Annotated in this window: 19 protein-coding genes and 1 riboswitch; of the genes, 17 read left to right on the top strand and 2 right to left on the bottom strand. The window is 30.0% G+C overall.

The features are described from left to right. Positions 1-8 precede the first annotated feature (8 nt). The 8 genes from LRR82_RS06380 to LRR82_RS06345 all read left to right on the top strand — a co-directional run bounded on the left by LRR82_RS06380 (position 9) and on the right by LRR82_RS06345 (position 10,215). Positions 9-1,220, top strand: a complete 1,212-nt coding sequence (locus LRR82_RS06380) for an MFS transporter (RefSeq protein WP_249028603.1) — start codon at positions 9-11, stop codon at positions 1,218-1,220. Continuing rightward, the gene (locus tag LRR82_RS06375) at positions 1,220-2,623 is read left to right on the top strand and encodes a M20/M25/M40 family metallo-hydrolase (RefSeq protein WP_249028602.1); all 1,404 of its coding nucleotides are present in this window, start codon (positions 1,220-1,222) and stop codon (positions 2,621-2,623) included. Before LRR82_RS06380 ends, LRR82_RS06375 begins: the two co-directional genes overlap by 1 nt. 233 nt (positions 2,624-2,856) lie before the next feature. Then, positions 2,857-5,043 (top strand): hypothetical protein, encoded by a 2,187-nt coding sequence (locus LRR82_RS06370; RefSeq protein WP_249028601.1) that lies wholly within the window; start codon positions 2,857-2,859, stop codon positions 5,041-5,043. Positions 5,044-5,175: 132 nt separating this feature from the next. Beyond that, positions 5,176-5,343, top strand: a riboswitch (Lysine riboswitch). 79 nt (positions 5,344-5,422) lie between these two features. Further along, complete coding sequence (locus LRR82_RS06365) at positions 5,423-6,259, top strand: transporter substrate-binding domain-containing protein (RefSeq protein WP_249028600.1); 837 nt, start codon at positions 5,423-5,425, stop codon at positions 6,257-6,259. Positions 6,260-6,330: 71 nt separating this feature from the next. Then, a complete protein-coding gene (locus LRR82_RS06360) occupies positions 6,331-7,119 on the top strand; it encodes an amino acid ABC transporter permease (RefSeq protein ID WP_249028599.1) in 789 nt (262 codons plus the stop codon). Further along, a complete protein-coding gene (locus LRR82_RS06355) occupies positions 7,120-7,857 on the top strand; it encodes an amino acid ABC transporter ATP-binding protein (protein ID WP_249028598.1) in 738 nt (245 codons plus the stop codon). A 280-nt stretch (positions 7,858-8,137) separates the two neighbouring features. Then, positions 8,138-9,340 carry a hypothetical protein gene (locus LRR82_RS06350; protein ID WP_249028597.1) on the top strand — a complete coding sequence of 401 codons (1,203 nt, stop codon included), beginning with the start codon at positions 8,138-8,140 and terminating at the stop codon, positions 9,338-9,340. A 572-nt stretch (positions 9,341-9,912) separates the two neighbouring features. Beyond that, complete coding sequence (locus tag LRR82_RS06345; protein WP_249028596.1) at positions 9,913-10,215, top strand: ArsR/SmtB family transcription factor; 303 nt, start codon at positions 9,913-9,915, stop codon at positions 10,213-10,215. Positions 10,216-10,381: 166 nt separating this feature from the next. Here the strand turns inward: LRR82_RS06345 and LRR82_RS06340 are convergent, their stop codons facing one another. Next, positions 10,382-11,545, bottom strand: a complete 1,164-nt coding sequence (locus tag LRR82_RS06340; RefSeq protein WP_249028595.1) for an IS110 family RNA-guided transposase — start codon at positions 11,543-11,545, stop codon at positions 10,382-10,384. Between the two features lie 205 nt (positions 11,546-11,750). On the opposite strand from LRR82_RS06340, the gene LRR82_RS06335 reads away from it, so the two are divergent. The 9 genes from LRR82_RS06335 to LRR82_RS06295 all read left to right on the top strand — a co-directional run bounded on the left by LRR82_RS06335 (position 11,751) and on the right by LRR82_RS06295 (position 19,277). Then, the gene (locus tag LRR82_RS06335) at positions 11,751-12,803 is read left to right on the top strand and encodes a permease (protein ID WP_451923543.1); all 1,053 of its coding nucleotides are present in this window, start codon (positions 11,751-11,753) and stop codon (positions 12,801-12,803) included. Positions 12,804-13,028: 225 nt separating this feature from the next. Continuing rightward, on the top strand, positions 13,029-14,060 hold the full coding sequence (gene arsB, locus LRR82_RS06330; RefSeq protein WP_249028594.1) for an ACR3 family arsenite efflux transporter: 1,032 nt from the start codon (positions 13,029-13,031) through the stop codon (positions 14,058-14,060). Positions 14,061-14,134: 74 nt separating this feature from the next. Then, positions 14,135-14,611: a hypothetical protein gene (locus tag LRR82_RS06325; protein WP_249028593.1), complete on the top strand. Its 477-nt coding sequence runs from the start codon at positions 14,135-14,137 to the stop codon at positions 14,609-14,611. Then, positions 14,608-15,138, top strand: coding sequence for a permease (locus LRR82_RS06320; protein WP_249028592.1), 531 nt, complete (start codon positions 14,608-14,610; stop codon positions 15,136-15,138). The genes LRR82_RS06325 and LRR82_RS06320 overlap by 4 nt, the downstream gene beginning before the upstream one ends. A gap of 17 nt (positions 15,139-15,155) precedes the next feature. Next, positions 15,156-16,220 carry a molybdopterin-binding protein gene (locus LRR82_RS06315; RefSeq protein ID WP_249028591.1) on the top strand — a complete coding sequence of 355 codons (1,065 nt, stop codon included), beginning with the start codon at positions 15,156-15,158 and terminating at the stop codon, positions 16,218-16,220. A gap of 72 nt (positions 16,221-16,292) precedes the next feature. Then, positions 16,293-16,823, top strand: coding sequence for a PadR family transcriptional regulator (locus LRR82_RS06310; RefSeq protein WP_249028590.1), 531 nt, complete (start codon positions 16,293-16,295; stop codon positions 16,821-16,823). Beyond that, positions 16,820-18,160: an NAD(P)H-dependent oxidoreductase gene (locus LRR82_RS06305; protein WP_249028589.1), complete on the top strand. Its 1,341-nt coding sequence runs from the start codon at positions 16,820-16,822 to the stop codon at positions 18,158-18,160. Before LRR82_RS06310 ends, LRR82_RS06305 begins: the two co-directional genes overlap by 4 nt. Continuing rightward, complete coding sequence (locus LRR82_RS06300; protein ID WP_249028588.1) at positions 18,157-18,585, top strand: hypothetical protein; 429 nt, start codon at positions 18,157-18,159, stop codon at positions 18,583-18,585. Before LRR82_RS06305 ends, LRR82_RS06300 begins: the two co-directional genes overlap by 4 nt. Continuing rightward, positions 18,585-19,277, top strand: a complete 693-nt coding sequence (locus tag LRR82_RS06295; RefSeq protein ID WP_249028587.1) for an alpha/beta fold hydrolase — start codon at positions 18,585-18,587, stop codon at positions 19,275-19,277. The genes LRR82_RS06300 and LRR82_RS06295 overlap by 1 nt, the downstream gene beginning before the upstream one ends. Positions 19,278-19,308: 31 nt before the next feature. Here the strand turns inward: LRR82_RS06295 and LRR82_RS06290 are convergent, their stop codons facing one another. Further along, positions 19,309-20,175 (bottom strand): LysR family transcriptional regulator, encoded by an 867-nt coding sequence (locus tag LRR82_RS06290; protein WP_249028586.1) that lies wholly within the window; start codon positions 20,173-20,175, stop codon positions 19,309-19,311. Positions 20,176-20,217: the final 42 nt, after the last annotated feature.

Raw genomic sequence — 20,217 nt, 5'->3', positions numbered from 1 at the left:
AAAATAGAATGGATAAAAAAAGATTTTTTATAGTTTGTATTTTAGCGTTAGGGTATGGTGCTGCATTTACACCAGTATATATGAAGTATGTTTTATATGAACCATTATTAGAAGCATTTTCTATTTCTAAAGCACAAGTAGGATATTTAATGGCAATATATACTGTATTAAATACTTTGTTATATATTCCAGGGGGATATATTGCTGATAAGTGTTCACTAAGAAAAATATTATCATTTTCTTTAGTAGGACATGCATGTTTATGTTTCTTGTTATATCTTAATACTAGTTTTATTGTAGCTTTAGTAGTTTGGTTTTTATTTGGTATTACTACAGGATTTGCATTCTGGTCAGGGTTACTAAAAGCAGTATTATCTTTAGGAACGAAAGAAAATAGTGCGATTGTTACAGGATTCTATGGGTTAATGGGAGCAGTAGTAACAATTTGTATGAATCTTTTATTTTTAAAAGTATATTATTCAATGGAAGAAGCAAGTAATGCAATGGGAATTATCTTCTTATTGTGTGCAATAATAGCATTAGTAGCTGCTGTTTTAATTAGTATCTTTTATAAAGATATAGAAAAAGTAGAAGAAAAAGAAAAGTTTGAGATGTCTTATATTAAACCATTATTGAAGAATAAAGTAATATGGTTAATGGCTATTGTTATCTTATCAACTTATGCGATAAGAGTAAGTGGGAATACTTATTTTAATCCATTTTTATTAGAAGTATATGATATGGACTCAAGTCTAGTATCTACCTTAGGAATACTTAGATCCAATGTTTTTCCATTACTTGCACCAGTAGCAGGTTTTATAGCAGCTAGATGTTTTAAATCTACCACTAAGTTATTACATTATGCTTTCTTTGTATTAGCAGTTATCTTTTTAGTATTATCTTTTAGTTCTCTTAACTTACCTAGTGGACTAGTAATTATTGCATCTTTAATACCAGGGATTATATCTGGAGCTACATTTGGAATATCTTTTTCAATTATTAATGAATCTTCTTTAAAACCAGAAGTATTAGGTACTGCAATAGGATTAATATCATTAATCGTTTATTTACCTGATTTTGTAGTTGATCCTGTTTTTGGGACTTTATTAGATACAGTAGGTAATACTGGGTATTCTATTATCTTTATTTGTATGTTTATTATGGCATTAATAGGTATATATGCTAGTAAGAAGTTACTAGCATATAAAGGAGTAGAATAATGGGCTTTATTATTGTATTAATTATTATTGGAATAGTAATTGGTCGTACGGTGATGATAAAAAAGAAGTTAACTATACAGAATAATTATGAAGTAATTGATGAAAAAAGAGAACAAGAATTATATTTAGAATTAAAAGAATTACTACAAATACCTACTGTTAGTGGTAGTAATCATTTTCATGAATACTTACAAACATTAGAAACTATGTTTCCAATATATTTTTCAAAAGCAGAAAAGATAGAAATTAATAGTGCTTTTCTATTTCGTATAAAAGGAACTAAGAATAATGATTTACCATCATTAATATTGGCACATGTTGATGTAGTAGAAGAAAATGGTGAATGGGATTATCCTGCTATGGATGCAACTTTAGTGGATCATATTATTTATGGTAGAGGTACTATAGATAATAAGGGTATGGGTTATTCTTTCTTTAAAGCGATTGAACAATTATTAAAAGAAGGAAAAGAATTTGAAAATGACTTATATTTTATGGCAAGTCATGATGAAGAATCATTAGGTTTAGGTGTTAAACATGTAGCAGAGTATTTGAAAGAAAACAAGCTTCAATTTAAAGTTATCTTTGATGAAGGAGGAGCTGTTACTGGAGAAGTTATGCCAGGTATTCAAAATGATATAGCTTTACTTGGTTTATGTGAAAAAGGATATTTAGATATAGAGTTTCGTGCTAAGAGTAAAGGAGGGCATAGTGGTTCTCCTCAAGTTGATAATCCTTTTTCTAGGTTAGCTAAATTTATGGTAGAAGTAGAAAAGCCAGGATATTTTAAGGTATCATTTATGAAAACAGTGAAACAAATGTTTACAACGATATCTCCTTATATGACGTTTCCTTTACGTATGTTACTTGGTAACATGTGGTTATTTTCTCCTTTAGTAAAGAAAGTATTACCTTCTTTTAGTCCTTCTATAGGGGCAATGATGAAAACAACTATTGTATTTACTAGAGCCCAAGGCTCAGATGCAAATAATGTTATTCCTGAAACTGCAAAAGTTACTGCAAACATAAGAAACTTACCAACAGAAGATATGAGTTTCGTAATTAATAAACTTATCAAAACAGCAAAGAAATATGATTTAGAATATTCTATATTATATGAAAAACCAGCATCTTCTATGACAGATAAAAATCATACAGAAGTAACTAGAGTAAAAAAAGTAATAGAACAAACAATGCCTGGAACCATTGTATGTCCTTATGTAACAATAGGTGCTACTGATTGTTGTCACCTAGATGCATTTAGTGATGCCGTTATACGTTTTAGTCCTATTAGAGCTAGTGGTCAACAAATAGCTGCAATGCATGGAATAAATGAGAATATTGGTGTAAGTGAATTAAATAAAGCAATTGAGTTCTTCTATTGTTATTTAAATAGTATGTAAAATTAGTCTTTTAATAAATAATTGAATACGAAAACATATAACATAATCTTAATTATAAGTAGAGTTTAAATATAGGGAATCTAATGATTCCCTATATTTTTAGATTATTTTGTTTAAAAATATTGATTTTAACATCCTTTTTTATTAAAAACTAGTCAACTGGCTAGTTACGTGTTGAATTTTTAAGTGTTATAATTTATTAGATTAAAAAAGAAAAGAGGAGGAAAAAAATTATGAAAAGATTTATAAAAATGTTTATTGCATTAGCAATGATGTTATCACTTTCAAACATGAGTATGTTTGATGTGGCTGCTGCAACACTCAGTGACGGGCTAGATTTATCGAATACTAGTGATGTTGTTGAGTCAGATGGATTAGGTTATACTTGGGACCAAACTACGTTAACGCTCTTGGAGGATTTAACTATAGAGACAGCTGATCAGTATGCTCTTATACTGCCAGATGGAGCGATAATTAAATTAAATGGTTATAATTTAAGTGTAACCACTACCTGTGATCCGGATGATGTAGGTAGTGGGTGGCCTGTTGCTATTGCCTGTGAGGGTGTTTTTAGTATAAAAGGTACAGGAGATGTTTATTTAAGTTCAACTGAAGATGGAATTGATGTAGATGGATATTCTGAAAATCTTGTCATTGATATTGATGGGAGTCTTACAATTGATGCACCATATGGAATTTACGATGGCAACGAAACTAATATAGAAATTAGTGTGACAGGCGATTTAGAAATCAATTCAAATTATGGAGGTGTATATGTTGGTGGATATATTTCAATGGAAGTGGATGGAGCTGCTACATTTACTGACGAATCCGGGTTTCCTATTTATGCTTATGGAGATATCTCTTTATCTGGAAGTGGAACAATTACTACAAATGGCTATATAATGTCCATGGGTGAATTAACAATTAACGAGTCGTTAAAAGTGAACTCATTAGTGTCTGTGTTAACTGATTATTACGAAGCATACGATAGTGGTTACACATCATATTATTACGAATTTGAAGAAACAATTTATGGAGATGTTGTTTTTACAAGCGATACGTATATTTGCGTGGGTGACAACTACTATTATACTTATTCTTCTTCTATTTCTACAGGTACTTTATCTTTTGCTGAAGGATCAACTCTTACAATCCCTTCTGATATGGATGTAGATTTATCAGATTATGATATAGATTTCATGAATGCTAATATTGTAAATAATGGAACATTATTTTTACCTTCTGATACAGATATTAACGATATTGCATTTGAAGGAACAGGATTAGTTGTAGTATTGCCTGATACTCCTGATGGTGAAGCAAGTTACTATGATAACAATGGAAATGAAGCTATATATGGTGATATCATATTAACGGCTACTGAAGTTACTGATAATGAATTGTATTCATGGACTAAAACTAGTGAAGGTGTTTATACATTAAAGTTCTCTACAAATAAAATTGCAGGTACTATTTATATATCGGTTGTAGATACTGCAATAATTTTATTGGAAGATGACGAAACCGTTGTAATTGATGGAATATATGTTGGCGATGCAGACTCTGAACCAACTCTAGAAATATCTGGTGATGGTAAGTTGATTACTGATGAATTTGCTTCCATGTCTTCGATTGTCGTTGGAGAAGGAATAACTTTAGATGCTACTTCTCTTGCTGGACCATCGATTGTCATTAATGGTAATTTGATTTCAAAAATGGTATATACACTAGGTTTCACTGTAAACAATGGAGCGACAGTTCTAATAGATGCGACTGATGCTGAAGAAGGTGGTTTATATATTGAAAGGCTAGATGAAGAAGAATTATTAGTATTAGGAGATGAAGTAAAACTATTATCTGATGGTTATTTTGAAACAGAAACAATAGAAATTGGTGAGCAAGATAATGATGTGCCATATTATTTCGGAACTGTAACTACTGATGGTAATGGAATTGTTTGGGAGGATATGTCAAATATAGCAAGGTATATTTATATAGGTGCTAAGCCTTTCTATGACATAACTATTACTACAACAGGACAAGGAACAATTTCTCCTGAAGAAGGAACGGTATCTGTAATGGAAGATAAAGACCAAGAATTTACATTTACTCCTGAAGAAGGTTATGAAATTAGTGATGTATTAGTGGATGGTGAAAGTGTAGGAGTTGTTACTAGCTATACATTTGAAGAAGTAAGTGAAATACATACTCTAGAAGTAATCTTTACAGAAATAGAAGATGAAACTGATGGAGGTACAAATTCAGATGCAGATACTGATACAGAAGTAGATACTGATACAGAAGTAGAAGATGTAGTAGATACTGGAGATAGTAATAATATACTAGGATATACAACATTAAGTATTGGTGCTCTTGCATTAATTTTAATAGATATGAAAAAAAGAAGTAGAGCTTAATAATGGAGGAAGGGAATTGTAAAATTCCCTTCCTTTATGTGTGTGTTGTGTGATAAAAAAGTATCATTTTGATAAAATGTGTTGACAAAAAGTGAAAATAGTCTACAATAGTTTTATAAATTGCTTAAATAAAAGCTAGATAGAGGAGCAAAAAGAAAGAGTATTTCATAACAATGTAGGTAAACAGTTATGAAAGAAAGGGCTTTTTGCCGAAGTGAATAAGAAATTACCTTTTCTTAATTACTGGTATATTGGATAATATGCAATATACTGTCACGTAGGTGGAGCGCTATCATGGTTATGAATTCTTTTCATATAGACCGTGATACGTAATGCGTACTTACGGTTTTTATTTTATGGAGAGAGATAAGGGGAAAGAATGATGAAAAAGTTAGGATTAATGTTATTGGTAATGACATTATGTTTAGGTCTTACAGGATGTGGATCTAGTGATGAAGAAGAGAGTAATGTTTTACGTGTAGCAATGGAGTGTGCTTATGCACCATATAATTGGACACAACCAGATGATTCAAATGGAGCAGTACAGATTTCAGGAAGCACTGATTATGCTAATGGATATGATGTTATGTGGGCGAAAGCTTTGGCTGAATATTTAGATATGGAGTTAGAAATTGTTAAGTTAGATTGGGATTCTTTGGTACCAGCAGTAATGAGTGGAGATGTTGATTGTGTTATTGCAGGACAATCGATTACTTCTGATCGTTTAGAACAAGTAGATTTTTCTGATCCATATTATTATGCATCTATTATTACTTTGGTAATGGCTGATAGTGAGTATGCTAGTGCTACAGGTGTAGCTGATTTAGCTGGAGCTACTGCTACTTCTCAATTAGGTACTATTTGGTATGATACTTGTTTACCACAAATTGAAGATGGTGATATTTTAGCAGCACAAGAAAGTGCACCAGCAATGCTTGTTGCTTTAGATGCTGGAGCTGTTGATTTAGTAGTTACTGATATGCCTACAGGTATGGCTGCAATTCAAGCTTATGATGATATGGTATTATTGGATTTTGCTGATAGTGGTGATGATTTTGTGGTTTCTGATGAAGAAATTAATATTGGTATTTCAGTACAAAAAGGGAATGATGAGATTTTAGATGCATGTAATGCTATTTTAGAAGGTCAAACAGCAGAAGATTTTGCTGAAATGATGGATGAAGCGATTGCTATTCAACCATTATCAGAAGATTAATAAATAAAAGATAGAAGGAGACTTCTATCTTTCTATATGTAAAAAAGACCCTAGGTAGGGCGGGAGGATATATGGATTTTATACAAACGATGATTAAATTATTAGATAAATATGGTATGTCTTATTTATCAGGTGCTGGAACAACTCTTATTATTGCTCTTGTTTCTACTTTTATAGGATGTCTGATTGGTTTTGGGGTAGGTGTTATACAAACAATACCGGTAGAAAAACATGATTCACTTTATAAAAAAGTGTTTTTAAAAGTAGTAAATATTATTTTAAAATGTTATGTGGAGTTATTTCGTGGTACTCCAATGATTGTACAAGCAGTATTTATTTATTATGGTGGTTTAAGTGTTTTGGGTATTAGTATGAGTATGTGGACTGCAGGGTTCTTTGTTGTTTCTATTAATACTGGTGCTTATATGGCAGAAACAGTGCGTGGAGGGATTATTTCTATTGATCCAGGACAGTTTGAAGGTGCTAAAGCAATTGGTATGAATCATTTTCAAACAATGATGAAAGTAATATTTCCACAAACATTACGTAATATTATTCCTCAAATAGGAAATAATTTTATTATTAATATTAAAGATACTTCTGTATTATCTGTTATTAGTATTACTGATTTATTCTTTGTTCATAAGAGTGTAGTAGGAGCACAATATACTTATTTTGAATCTGCTACTATTGTAATGATTATTTATTTAACAATGACATTAACTGCCTCTAGATTACTTAGATTATGGGAAAAGAAATTAGATGGAAATGATAGCTATGATTTATCTACTACAGATACATTAGCTTTTACTAGTGGAATGATGACTTTTCCTAATGATGATAAAAAGGAGGAAAAATAAATGAGTGAAGTATTACAAATAAATCATTTAAGTAAAACATTTGGTACAAATGTTGTACTAAGAGATATTGATTTTACGGTAAAAAAAGGGGATGTAACTAGTATTATTGGTGCTTCTGGTAGTGGAAAGAGTACTTTGTTACGTTGTATTAATTTATTAGAAACTCCTACTAGTGGAGAAATATTCTTTCATGGAAAAAATATAGAGATGGCAGGTAACAATGTATCTAGTTATCGTACGAAAGTAGGAATGGTTTTCCAAAGCTTTAATTTATTTAATAATTTATCAGTATTAGATAACTGTATTGTAGGACAAACAACTGTATTAAAAAAAGACAAAAAAGAAGCTACAAAACTAGCTTTAACCTATTTAGAAAAAGTAGGTATGTCTCCTTATATTAATGCTCTTCCAAGACAATTATCTGGTGGCCAAAAACAAAGGGTTGCAATTGCAAGAGCACTTGCAATGGAACCAGAAGTGTTATTGTTTGATGAACCGACATCAGCATTAGATCCAGAAATGGTAGGAGAAGTTTTATCAGTTATGCGTTCTTTAGCAGATGAAGGAATGACAATGATTGTTGTTACTCATGAAATGGCTTTTGCTAGAGATGTTTCTAATCATGTTGTTTTTATGGCAAATGGAGTTATTTGTGAAGAGGGAGATCCTAAACAAATATTTAGTGCCCCACAAAAACAATTAACACAAGAATTCTTAGCAAGATTTATGGAAAGATAGAAGATTTTCTTCTATCTTTTTTACTTGTAAATATTCTTTCATCATGATGATTTATGAAAAGTACTAATACGTTTGTTAGAATTTGTCCTTGTGGAAGTAGGAAAAGGCTATAAGTATCTTTGTTGTATTTAATTGTTTCTTAACAAGGTGATGAATTGTATCATATTTGTATAGCACTCCTATTCTAGCTTTACTGCTTATTGTTTTTTTTATTTTATTTTTAAGTTTTTAATGCTGTTTTTTGGTATAATAATTTCAATAGATAGGAAAGGAGTTAGCTATGAATAATTTTGATAATACAAAGGTATCTTATATTTTAATGAATAAAGATGTTGAAGTTCTTAGATTAATTTATGATACTGAGTTACATATAGCTACTGATTTTGTAGAAAAAATAAATACAAAGTTTGCACCTGCAGGTATTATTGATTATAAATTCGGTGTTTCAAAATCGTTATTTAACGATTGGTGGAAAAATCGTGCAATCCCTAGCTCTAGAAATCACATTCAACCATTTTTAGACACGTTAAGTATGAACAACTCAGTAGAGTTGTTAGAAAAAGGATATGGACTTAGTTTAACTGATCAATACTGGCTAAAAGAGGAAGGTTCTTCTTTGGAATGGAAGGATATTAACTTTTTTGATAATGAATTTAGTGCGGATGTAGGAAATGTGCTATTTGGTAGTAAGGACTCTAAAAATATTGATTTAAAAAGCCCTGATAATTCTAGTGATGGTAATTTGCAAAAAAAGTGGAAAATTTTAAATAAAAAACGTTGTTTAGTAAAAGCTGGAAATTTGCATAATAATCAAGAGCCTTATAACGAGGTGATAGCTTCTAAATTAGGGGGGTTGATTTTAGATCATGATGATTATGTTACCTATTATTTAATAGAAGAAGATAACAAGACATTTTCTTGTTGTGAAACTATGATTAGTACTGATACTGAATTTGTAGCTGCTCATTATATTGATAAAATGATAAAAACAAATAGGAAAGAAAACAATTATGACCGTTATTTGTATATTTGTGATTTGCTTAATGTACCTAATCCTGTTTTACAGATAGACAAAATGATTGTTTTTGATTATCTTTTAGCAAACTATGATCGCCACTGGAGGAATTTTGGTTTGATTCGTGATGTAAATACTTTAGAGTGGATAAAGGTTGCTCCCCTTTTTGATACAGGTAGTTCCTTATGGGCGGTTGGATTTAAGGAAGATGTAGGAATAAGTGATAATAGTAAATGTTTTTCTGCTACCAACACAAAACAATTAGATTATATTAATAATCTTGACTGGTTAAATATGGATGCATTACAATCGTTCCCTGATATAGTTGATAACGTCTTGTCACAAAATAAAAATTTGGATTCAGTAGTGATTGATAAGATTAAAAAAAGTGTAAGTAATAGAATAGAAGTTATTAGAGAAAAACAACAAGAATTATTTCAGTCTAAAGAAACTATATTAAAAAGATAAACTCTCCTGCAACTGATACAATTCCTTAAATTACTATCTAAGATAGTTGGAATATAAATGGTAGACTCGTACGTACGGTTCAATGAAAGGATAATAATTTTAGCAAGATTTATGGAAAGATAGAAGATTTTCTTCTATCTTTTTTACTTGTAAATATTCTTTCATCATGATGATTTATGAAAAGTACTAATACGTTTGTTAGAATTTGTCCTTGTGGAAGTAGGAAAAGGCTATATGTATCTTTCTCATAGGAGTGATATTTATAAAAATAATTAATAAAACAAACTATAAATGAGAAATATTCTCAATATGAAGCAAGAAATAATATCATAAGTTATTCAGTTTGTTCGATTTAATTCTTGGATAAGTGTTGTTTTAATTTGATTTGTGTATAATTAGTCATGTTCATAGAGAGTTCCTTTATTTGTTGTTTAGCGACTACAGTATAAGGAATCTATGAACTTTTATAATTCTAACTTAAGTTTACAATTAATGTTTGCTTTCTTGTTGACAATATATTTATAAATGATATGATGTATATATCAAAAATATTTGATTTGAAGGGAGAAGACATGGATCAAGAAAAGATTGCAAAAACCTTTAAAGCGTTATGTGATGTAAAAAGAATTGCTATTTTAGAGTTATTAAAAAGTGGAGAAAAATGTGCTTGTGAAATAACAGAAGAATTAAATATTGCACAATCTGCTCTTTCTTATCATATGAAAATATTATGTGAATCTGGAATAGTAGAGAGTTGGTATATAGGAAAATGGACTCATTATCGTATTAGTGAAGATGGAGTTCAATATGCTAGTGCTATTTTATCTCAATTATTAGATAAAGAAGAAACTACAAAACATTGTAGTTGTCAATAAGTCATCAAAGATGACTTTTTATTCAAGTAATACATCAAAATTATTTGATGTATGGGAAAGGAGACCAACTATGATTTTTCAAGAGAAAAATGATAAAAAATTAAATTTCTTTTGAATCATAAAAAAGAGCGCACTAAAAAAGGTGGAATAAGCTATTTTTAAAAAATTATTCTAAGATGAATTTTTCATCAGGATTATTTAAGACAAAGTAAATATAGTTTACTAGTTTCTTTGAACAATGCCCTAAGGCATTGTAATGAGATTTTCCTTCACTGCGTTTCTTTAAATAGTAAGTGTTCATAGTTGTTGAATTTTTTGCCACATTATGAGCTGCCCATATCAGTGCATAACGTAGTGTAGCATTTCCTCTTTTAGACATACGTGTTCTCTTTGCATTAAAATTACCAGACTGTCTTATGATTGGATCTAATCCTGCATAAGCTAGTACTTTACAAGGACTATCAAATCGGTCTATACTAATGATAGCAGATAAGATGTAAGCACCTTGAATATAGCCCATACCAGGGATATTCAATATAGCACTGTCTATTTCTTTCATCATTTCAATGATGTTTGCTTCTACATCTTCTATCTGCGATTCTAGAAGTTCGATTTGGAGTATGATATTTTTAATTCTAAAAGAGATTGCGTTTGAATGAAAGCCAACGCTATTTTTACTTAACGATTTAAGGTCTTTGATACGTTCGAGGTTGAAGCCTTTACTGTTTTTAGAAATTAACTTTGTCAAAGCCTCATTTCGAACTTCTTTTATTTCCTTAGCTGTAGCGTATCGTTTTAGTAAATTATGGGCTGCATTCGTCTTTAAATTGCCTTTAAAGAAGGATTTAAGCTCTGGGAACACACGATCTAGCTCTGCAGTTAGTTGTATGTATAGTTTTGTCTTTTGTTTAGTAAGACGAACTCTTTCATCACAATATACACGTAAGTCAGAAACAAGAAAGTCTTGACCTTGTGAATTGTTGTACTGATAAGAAAGAAGTTGAGCAATGGACATAGCATCAATTTTATCCGTCTTAGCATTACGAACTGATAAACCACGAAACTGTTTTGAAATGATGGGATTAATAAGCTCACAGTGGTATCCAAGAGTAGAAAGATAAGAATGTAAGTTTTGATGGTAATGAGCAGTAGATTCAAAACCAATTAGAATATCTTCTTTATCAATAGAAGATATTTTGGAAAGTAATAAATGAAACCCTTCTTTTGAATTATCAAAAGGAAAAGGTTGGTGAATCACCTCACCATGAGTTGTGATAACACAAGCATAATGCGTTGTTTTGGCAATATCAATGCCTACGTAATAAGTCATAAAAATAGACCACCTTTCTAGAACCTTGTCTATCCATGGCAGTCTATATCTATATCCTTGCGTGACATAAAAGCATTAACGCTTATCCAACTATAAATTAAAAATATAGAGCCATGGTATTAGTCTCCTTTAAATGGACGAAAGCCATAGTAAAAATCAAAACATAGGTTCTATATCCATTATAACAAATATAAGAAAGGAGCGTATGAAATTAGTGAAACAAGGATCATTAATATCATACAAGAGTAAGATGTTAGTAGATATTTGGAATATTATTCAAAATCAAGTATTAGGAATGCAATGGTTATCTGATTTAGTAGAGTGGATAGTAACTAGTGTAGGTATTGATGTTAGTAGTAATTTAGGAGGAAGTATTCATTTCTTTTTCTATGATGTGATTAAGATTACTTTCTTATTATGTTTTTTAATTTTTATTATTTCTTATATACAAAGTTATTTTCCACCTGAAAGAAGTAAAAAGATATTAGGTAGATTTAAAGGAATAACTGCAAATATTATGTCAGCATTATTAGGTACGGTTACACCATTTTGTTCTTGTTCTTCTATTCCTTTGTTTATGGGATTTACTAGTGCAGGATTACCAATAGGAGTTACTTTTTCTTTTTTAATTTCATCTCCTATGGTTGATTTAGGAAGTTTAGTGTTATTGATGAGTATTTTTGGTGCAAAAGTGGCAATAGCTTATGTAATAGTAGGATTAATTGTAGCAGTAGTAGGTGGTACGTTGATTGAAAAGTTAGGAATGGAAAAGTATGTAGAAAGCTTTATTTTACAAGCTAGTAATATGGATATGGATGCTCCTGATTTAACGAGAAGAGATCGTATGGAATATGCTATAGAACAAGTAGTTACTACTTTTAAGAAAGTATTTCCTTATATTTTAATAGGAGTAGGTATTGGAGCTATTATTCATAATTGGATTCCTGAAAGTTGGATTCAATCAGTGTTAGGTAGTGATAATCCTTTTGGTGTTGTTTTAGCAACATTATTAGGGATACCTATGTATGCTGATATATTTGGTACTATACCAGTAGCAGAAGCATTACTGGCTAAAGGAGCTCAATTAGGTACTATTTTATCATTTATGATGGCTGTAACAGCACTTAGCTTACCATCTATGATTATGTTAAAACAAGCAATTAAGCCTAAGCTATTAGCTTTATTTGTTGTTATTTGTACAACAGGTATTATTTTAGTTGGTTATTTATTTAATGTATTTCAATATTTATTTATTTAAATTTGATTTCAGGATAGAGGATATGCTATTCTATTGCGATTTTTGGACATTTATAGTATAAAGTGGTTGCGATTTTTGGACATTTGTAGGGTAAAGTGGTTGCGATTTTTGGATATAGCATTCATACAAAAGATGTGTCTAAGGATAAAAATATATTTTGTTATCCAATATATATGACGCAGTTTATTAGTGAGTCCTAAATAAATTAGATAAAGGAGTTTTTTAGTGGAAAACAAAGGTATTGGTTTTTTTGAGAAGTATTTAAGTGTTTGGGTTTTATTGTGTATGGTGATTGGTATTTTTATTGGGAAGTATATTCCAGAGATTCCTTTGTTTTTAGGAAGATTTGAGTATGCGAATGTTTCTATTCCGATTGCTATATTAATATGGCTTATGATTTATCCAATGATGATGAAAGTAGACTTTCAAAGTATTCGTAATGTAACAAAAAATCCAAAGGGATTATTTGTTACATGGGTTGTTAATTGGTTGATTAAACCATTTAGTATGTATATAGTTGCAAGCTTTTTCTTCTTTGTTGTATTTCAAGGAGTTATTTCTAATGAATTAGCAGTAAATTATTTAGCTGGAGCTGTATTATTAGGGGCTGCACCTTGTACTGCAATGGTATTTGTTTGGTCTCATTTAACAAATGGAGATCCTGCTTATACAGTAGTTCAAGTAGCTAGCAATGACTTGATTATTTTAGTAGCTTTTACACCAATAGTAGCTTTTTTACTTGGGATGAGTGGTATTGTAATACCTTTTGATACATTATTATTATCTGTTGTTTTATTTGTGGTTGTACCACTAATAGGAGGTGTTCTTACTAGAATATTTGTGGTTAAGAAAAAAGGAACTGTTTATTTTGAACAAACTTTTTTATCTAAGTTTGATCATGTTACTATTATTGGTTTGTTAATTACATTAGTATGTTTATTTGCTTTTCAAGCAGATGTTATTTTAGAAAATCCTATTCATATACTATTAATTGCTATACCCTTAATTATACAAACATGTTTTATTTTTATTGTTGCTTATATGGGAAGTAAACTATTAGGATTACCTCACAACATTAGTGCCCCTGCAGCAATGATTGGAGCCTCTAATTTCTTTGAATTAGCAGTAGCAGTTGCTATTAGTTTGTTTGGAGCAAGTAGTCCAGTAGCTTTAGCTACAATAGTAGGAGTATTAGTTGAAGTACCAGTTATGTTATTTTTAGTGAGAATGACGAATAAAACAAAACATTGGTTTTAGGCACATCATTGATGTGCTTTTATTGTGGTTTAGATAGTATTGTGGTATTCTCTTAGATAAATGGGGGGATGTGAATGTTTACATATATTTTATATGTTTTTGCAAGTGTTGCATTAGTGCTATCTTTTTGTAAAAGTAAGCAAAAAACAAAACTAGCATTAATAAAAGCATGGAAGTCTTTTGAAAATATTTTACCACAGTTTTTAGCTATTATTCTTGTTATAGGAATGATGTTAGCAGTAATTGATACAGAGACAATCACAAAGTTATTAGGTAGTGAATCAGGGATGATTGGTATTTTAATAGCGTTAGTTGTTGGTTCTATTACTTTAATACCAGGGTTTGTTGCTTTTCCTTTAGCAGCTGCTTTATTAAGTGGAGGAGCAGGAGTTAGTCAAATAGCTGCTTTTGTATCTAGTTTAATGATGGTTGGAGTCATCACGATTCCTTTAGAAATCAAAACATTTGGTAAAAAGGTTACAATTGTTCGTAATGTTAGTGCTTGTTTGTTTTCGCTGTTTGTTGCAGTTATGATGGGGGTGTTGTTATGAAGATAATGAAACGATATAAAGTAGCAATTCTTATCTTTATCTTTAATATCCTATTGGGATTGTCTTTACCCGATATTGGTATAGCTTCTTTTGAAATAACGAAATCTAATATATATGAAATGCTTGGTGTATTACCACCGATCTTTGTTTTATTAGGGCTATTAGATGTTTGGGTAGATAAAGAAGTAATGATGCGTTATGTAGGAAAAGGGAGTGGGATCAAAGGAGCAATTATTTCTTTTGCATTAGGTGCTTGTGCTGCTGGTCCATTATATGCTGCTTTTCCAGTTGCTAGTGTGATGTTAAAAAAAGGATCAGGATTATTTAATACTTTTCTTTTTATAGGAGCTTGGTCTACTGCAAAAATACCATTACTCACTTTTGAAGCAACTAGTTTGGGTATTCGTTTTATGTCTACTCGTTTGTTGTTGAATTTAATTGGATTGCCACTTATTGCTATTATTTGTACGAAAGCACTAACAAAACAAGAAAAGGATGCAATATATGATAATGCAATGAATGCATAGTTTAGGGGGAAATAGAAATGATTGTAGAAATTATTAATGTAGGGACAGAATTATTACTAGGAGAAATAGTAAATACGAATGCTACAATGATACAAAAGATGTGTAAAGAATTAGGGTTTGATATCTATCATCAAAGTGTTGTAGGAGATAATCCACAAAGAATATTGGAATGCTTTGATATTGCTTTTCAAAGAGGAGCAAACTGTATTATTACTACTGGTGGACTAGGACCAACAACAGATGATCTAACAAAAGAACTATCTGCCCAGTATTTAGGTTTAGAAATGGTTTGTATCAAAGAAGAAGCTAAAAAAGTAGAAGACAAATGTTTATTTGTAACAGGTTGGGATAAGATACCTGAAAACAATTTAAAACAAGCAAACTTCCCGAAAAATGCTTATATTTTAGAAAATCATATTGGTACAGCTAATGGTTGTGTCATGAAAAAAGATCAAAAAATGATTATTAACTTACCAGGACCACCAAAAGAATTACAGTTTGTAATCGAAGATACACTAAAACCATATTTAGAACAATATCGTGAAGCTATTATTTATACATATGATTTTATTACAATGAATATTGGAGAAAGTAAAATAGATGAAGTATTAGCAGATATTATTGATCAACAAGATAAAGTAAGTATTGCTTTATATGCAGGAGAACAATCTGTACGTATTCGTTTAGGGTGTAAAGCACTATCTAGTCAACAAGCTAATCAAGAAATGGAAGCTACAAAAACAGTGATTGAAGAACGTTTAGGAAAATATATTATTCGTCAAAAGAATTTAAAAGAAGCTCTTTATCAAATAATGCCTTGTTATCATATTGATCATATTAGTTATTTTCAATTACCAGAGAGTATAATATTTGGACCAACTTATGATAAATCTAGTGAATTTGTAATTACAGTAGATTCTAAAAAACATAAATTAGGGGATATATTAACTATTACACTAAATGATGGCATAGAAACTATTCAATTTGAACTATGTTTATTAAAGGATGCAATCTTATCTATTGCTAAAATAGAAGCTAAAATGACTGAAAAAATCTATACTTTTTTAAAAAACAAAAGATAGGAGACTATCTTTTTTATATTGCTTGTGCTAATATATGTCTAATAGACATATATTGAATAGAGGGGTGAGGAAATGGATAGTGTAATATTAGGGTTATTAATGTTAAGTCCAATGACAGGTTATGAAATAGGTTGTTTTATAAAACAAAAACTACCCATGATCTGTTCTAGTAGTGCTGGTAGTATGCAAACTTCATTAAAGAAATTAAATAAATTAGGTCTTATTACTTTTCAAGAAAGTGTTAAAAATGGTAAGAATAAGAAGATTTTTTCTATTAGTGAAACTGGTAAAGATGAGTTTATGAATTGGTTAGAAAATCCAATGCGAGTAGAAAAAGTAAAAAATATGGAATTATCAAAATTATTCTTCTTAGGATTTGCTAGTAAGGAAGAACAAATTAAAAATATAGAAATCATCATAATGCAATTAGAAATAGCCATTCAAACATTAACAATTATTAAAAAAGAATTTGAATCAATGGATTTAGAACAAAATGATATTACTTTATTCCAAGGCTATACACTAGATTATGGAATTGATAGTGCGAAGTTTCAACAAGATTGGTATCAAAAATTAAAAGAGAAAGTAGAGAAACAAAAATGAAGGTAGTTATTTTAAATGGTAGTCCCAAAGGACAAAATAGTATTTCGTTACAAACAGCACTTTATTTTCAAAAACTACATCCTACTCATGATTTTCAAGTATTAGATGTTGCTCAAAAAATTAAGTTCTATGAAAAAAAGTTCGATACAATAAAAGACACATTAGAAAGTGCTGATTTATTATTATTTGTATATCCAGTATACACTTTTCTAGCACCAGCTCAGTTACATCGTTTTATTGAATTAATGAAAGAAAACAAAGTGTCTTTAGAAAATGCATTTGTTAGTCAAATCACTACTTCGAAACATTTTTATGATTCTACTGCTCATGCTTATATTGAAGAAAATTGTTATGATTTTATGGGAAAATATATTCCAGGATTTAGTGGGGATATGGATGATTTAGTAACAAAACAAGGGCAAGTACAAGCTAAGGATTATTTTGATAAAATGTTATTTGATATAGAACACAATATCTATACATTAAAACCAGTTCTAAAACAAGAAGTTCCTGCTTATCGTAGTATATTAGAAGCAAAGGAAAAGACAATTGCTAAGAATGTGGTCATGATTAGTGATTATCAAGAAGGTGATGATTCTTTAAAGGCAATGATGGATGATTTTGTAGCTACTTCAAAAGCAAATATTCGTGTTGTTTATTTAAAAGATTTACGTATTGATGGAGGATGTTTAGGTTGTTTGCAATGTGCTATTAGTGCTAAATGTGTTTATAAGGATAAATTTGATGCATTTATTCAAGAAGAAATAGGCCATTGTGATGCGATTGTATATGCTTTTACTATTAAGAATCATTTTGCAAATTCTTATATGAAATTGTTTGATGATCGCCAATTCTGTAATGGACACAGAAGTGTCCATAAAGGAAAATCGGTTACGTATATTGTTAGTGGTGATTTAGATAGTGAAAAGAATTTACAAACAGTAATTCAAGCAAGAAGTGAAGTGGGTGGATTATATTTATGTGGGATTGTTAGTGATCAACATCATCCTAGTCAGTCGATTCTAAATGTTTGTCAAACATTAGATTATGTATTAGAAAAACCAATTGAACGACCAACCATGTTTTATGGTGTTGGGGGTACAAAAATATTTAGAGATTTAGTATATGTAATGCAAGGATTTATGCAAGCAGATCATAAGTTTTATAAAGAAAATGGGATTTATGATTTTCCACAACAAAATAAGTTGCAGTTATATAAAATGATATTTTTAGGTAATTTATTACAAATACCTGCAGTACAAAAGAAAATGAAGGGACAACTAAGTAGTTATATATTAGCACCTTATAAAAAGGTCTTAGAGGAGGAAGAGAAATGATTTATAATATTGCAATTATTTTATTTATTTTAATGGAAACAGGGAATGTTTGTATTTTGTATTTTTGGCCTGAATCTAGGTATGGGAATGGTGTAGCAGTATTTAATTATTTCCATGAGTCAAAGGAAAATCATGATCATCATTTGTTTGTTTCTTATATGACAAATTGGGTAGCAAATGTAAAATTAATTTTTATTGTTTTATTATTAATGATTCTATTGATAGGAACAGAATTAATGAAACAAATGACAATGATAGTAATGATTTTATCTATTATGGCTTATTATTGGAGATTACATCCTATTATTAAAGAATTAGATGAACGTGGTCAAATTACACCAAAAGGTTATTCTAAAGTATTATTTGGGATGATTACAGGAATGATTATTATGTTTAGTGTAGCATTACTAGTAGGGATGTTCTAATGAAAAAACACTTCAAAAAAATAATACTAGCTCTTTTTGTAGTATGTGTTGGTTTGGGAATGTATAGTTATCATTATTTAACAGAGTATTATGTAGCCGATAGTAGTGTGTATGAAGTATATGAAAATGTAGAATATGAAGTAATTGATAATTTAACTATTCTATATGCAGAAGATGGTGGTGATACGGGTATTATCTTTTATCCAGGAGCCAAAGTAGAAGCAATTGCTTATTTACCAATTTTAGAAAAATTGGTAAATAAAGGTTATACTTGTGTTTTAGTAGATATGCCTTTTCATATGGCAATCTTTGATGTAGACGCGGCAGATGATGTCTTTGAATTAGATTTGGATATAGATAGTTGGTATATTGCAGGACATTCAATGGGTGGTAGTATAGCTTCTAGTTATGCTGCAGATCATCAAGATTTAATTGATGGAGCGATTATGTTAGGTGCTTATGTGTATGGGGATTATCCTATTGAAAATACTATTACTATTTATGGTAGTTTGAACGATAATTTAGAAGATAAGATAGATTATACTGAAAATATCTATATTATTGAAGGTGGCAATCATGCCCAATTTGGTAACTATGGTTTCCAAGATGGTGACAAGGAAGCAACTATTAGTAGTGACAAACAACAAAATATAGCAGTTGATTATATTGACGACTTTATAACAAATAGATAATGAAAACATCAATTCAATGAATTGATGTTTTTTAAGATAGTAATTCAATAAATTTTAGACAAGCTGGAGGTAAGGTTCTTCTTTGTAAAAAGGCATATCCGATTGAACGAGAAGCTATTGGTTTTTCTAAAGGAATAGGATAAACTAGTTTATTTTGAATAGCTTCTTTAGAGAATTCTTCTATAACACAAGCAATCCCTAAACCAGCATGTGTAAAGTCTAATAAAAGATCATGGGAACCTAATTCAATACTTGGGGATAATAGGATTCCTTGTTTGGAAGTGATTGTATCAATATATCTTCTTGAACTAGAAGATGTTTCTAACATAATTAGTGATTCTTTACTTAGTTGTTTTAAGCTCATAGGAGTATTTATAAGTTTGTTTGAAACAAAGATATCATGAACTTTAAAACATGGTTCAATATGAACACCTTCTTCTTGAATCGGAAGATTCACAAAAGCTAAATCTATTTGACCCGATTTCAATAAAGCAATCGTTTCACTACTAGTACGATTCAATACTTTGATTGTAACAGCAGGATATAATTCATGAAATAAAGTAAGATGTTTTAAAACATAATACTTAGATAAGGTATCACCAGCACCTATTCTTAATTCTCCACCAGTTAGTGTTTTAATGTTTGCGAGTTGGTTTTCTACATTGGTAATAATGTGCATTGCATTTTCTATTTGTTTTTGTAATAGCTTTCCTTCATTTGTAAGCGTTACTCCATTTGATTGACGAATAAATAGTTGGGTATCTAATTCTTTTTCTAAGTTAAGTATAGTTTGAGAAACAGCACTTTGTGATATAAATAAGTTTTTAGCTGCAATAGAAAAAGATAAAGTAGCTGCAGCTTCATTAAATATTTTATATTGTTCTAATTTTATTGCCATATTAGTTCTCCTTATATCACTTTTTATAAATATTAATTTTAC

Source organism: Tannockella kyphosi, from assembly GCF_021054785.1.
Taxonomy (GTDB): domain Bacteria; phylum Bacillota_I; class Bacilli_A; order Erysipelotrichales; family Coprobacillaceae; genus Tannockella; species Tannockella kyphosi.
The sequence above is the reverse complement of the archived record's forward strand: the minus strand, read 5'-3'. Positions and strand labels throughout refer to the sequence as shown.

Bases quoted from the DNA above. Each gene is read 5' to 3' on its own strand.
- LRR82_RS06380 (WP_249028603.1), top strand. From the start codon at position 9: ATGGATAAAAAAAGATTTTTTATAGTTTGTATTTTAGCGTTAGGGTAT.
- LRR82_RS06375 (WP_249028602.1), top strand. From the start codon at position 1,220: ATGGGCTTTATTATTGTATTAATTATTATTGGAATAGTAATTGGTCGT.
- LRR82_RS06370 (WP_249028601.1), top strand. From the start codon at position 2,857: ATGAAAAGATTTATAAAAATGTTTATTGCATTAGCAATGATGTTATCA.
- LRR82_RS06365 (WP_249028600.1), top strand. From the start codon at position 5,423: ATGATGAAAAAGTTAGGATTAATGTTATTGGTAATGACATTATGTTTA.
- LRR82_RS06360 (WP_249028599.1), top strand. From the start codon at position 6,331: ATGGATTTTATACAAACGATGATTAAATTATTAGATAAATATGGTATG.
- LRR82_RS06355 (WP_249028598.1), top strand. From the start codon at position 7,120: ATGAGTGAAGTATTACAAATAAATCATTTAAGTAAAACATTTGGTACA.
- LRR82_RS06350 (WP_249028597.1), top strand. From the start codon at position 8,138: ATGAATAATTTTGATAATACAAAGGTATCTTATATTTTAATGAATAAA.
- LRR82_RS06345 (WP_249028596.1), top strand. From the start codon at position 9,913: ATGGATCAAGAAAAGATTGCAAAAACCTTTAAAGCGTTATGTGATGTA.
- LRR82_RS06340 (WP_249028595.1), bottom strand. From the start codon at position 11,545: ATGACTTATTACGTAGGCATTGATATTGCCAAAACAACGCATTATGCT.
- LRR82_RS06335 (WP_451923543.1), top strand. From the start codon at position 11,751: ATGAAATTAGTGAAACAAGGATCATTAATATCATACAAGAGTAAGATG.
- LRR82_RS06325 (WP_249028593.1), top strand. From the start codon at position 14,135: ATGTTTACATATATTTTATATGTTTTTGCAAGTGTTGCATTAGTGCTA.
- LRR82_RS06320 (WP_249028592.1), top strand. From the start codon at position 14,608: ATGAAGATAATGAAACGATATAAAGTAGCAATTCTTATCTTTATCTTT.
- LRR82_RS06315 (WP_249028591.1), top strand. From the start codon at position 15,156: ATGATTGTAGAAATTATTAATGTAGGGACAGAATTATTACTAGGAGAA.
- LRR82_RS06310 (WP_249028590.1), top strand. From the start codon at position 16,293: ATGGATAGTGTAATATTAGGGTTATTAATGTTAAGTCCAATGACAGGT.
- LRR82_RS06305 (WP_249028589.1), top strand. From the start codon at position 16,820: ATGAAGGTAGTTATTTTAAATGGTAGTCCCAAAGGACAAAATAGTATT.
- LRR82_RS06300 (WP_249028588.1), top strand. From the start codon at position 18,157: ATGATTTATAATATTGCAATTATTTTATTTATTTTAATGGAAACAGGG.
- LRR82_RS06295 (WP_249028587.1), top strand. From the start codon at position 18,585: ATGAAAAAACACTTCAAAAAAATAATACTAGCTCTTTTTGTAGTATGT.
- LRR82_RS06290 (WP_249028586.1), bottom strand. From the start codon at position 20,175: ATGGCAATAAAATTAGAACAATATAAAATATTTAATGAAGCTGCAGCT.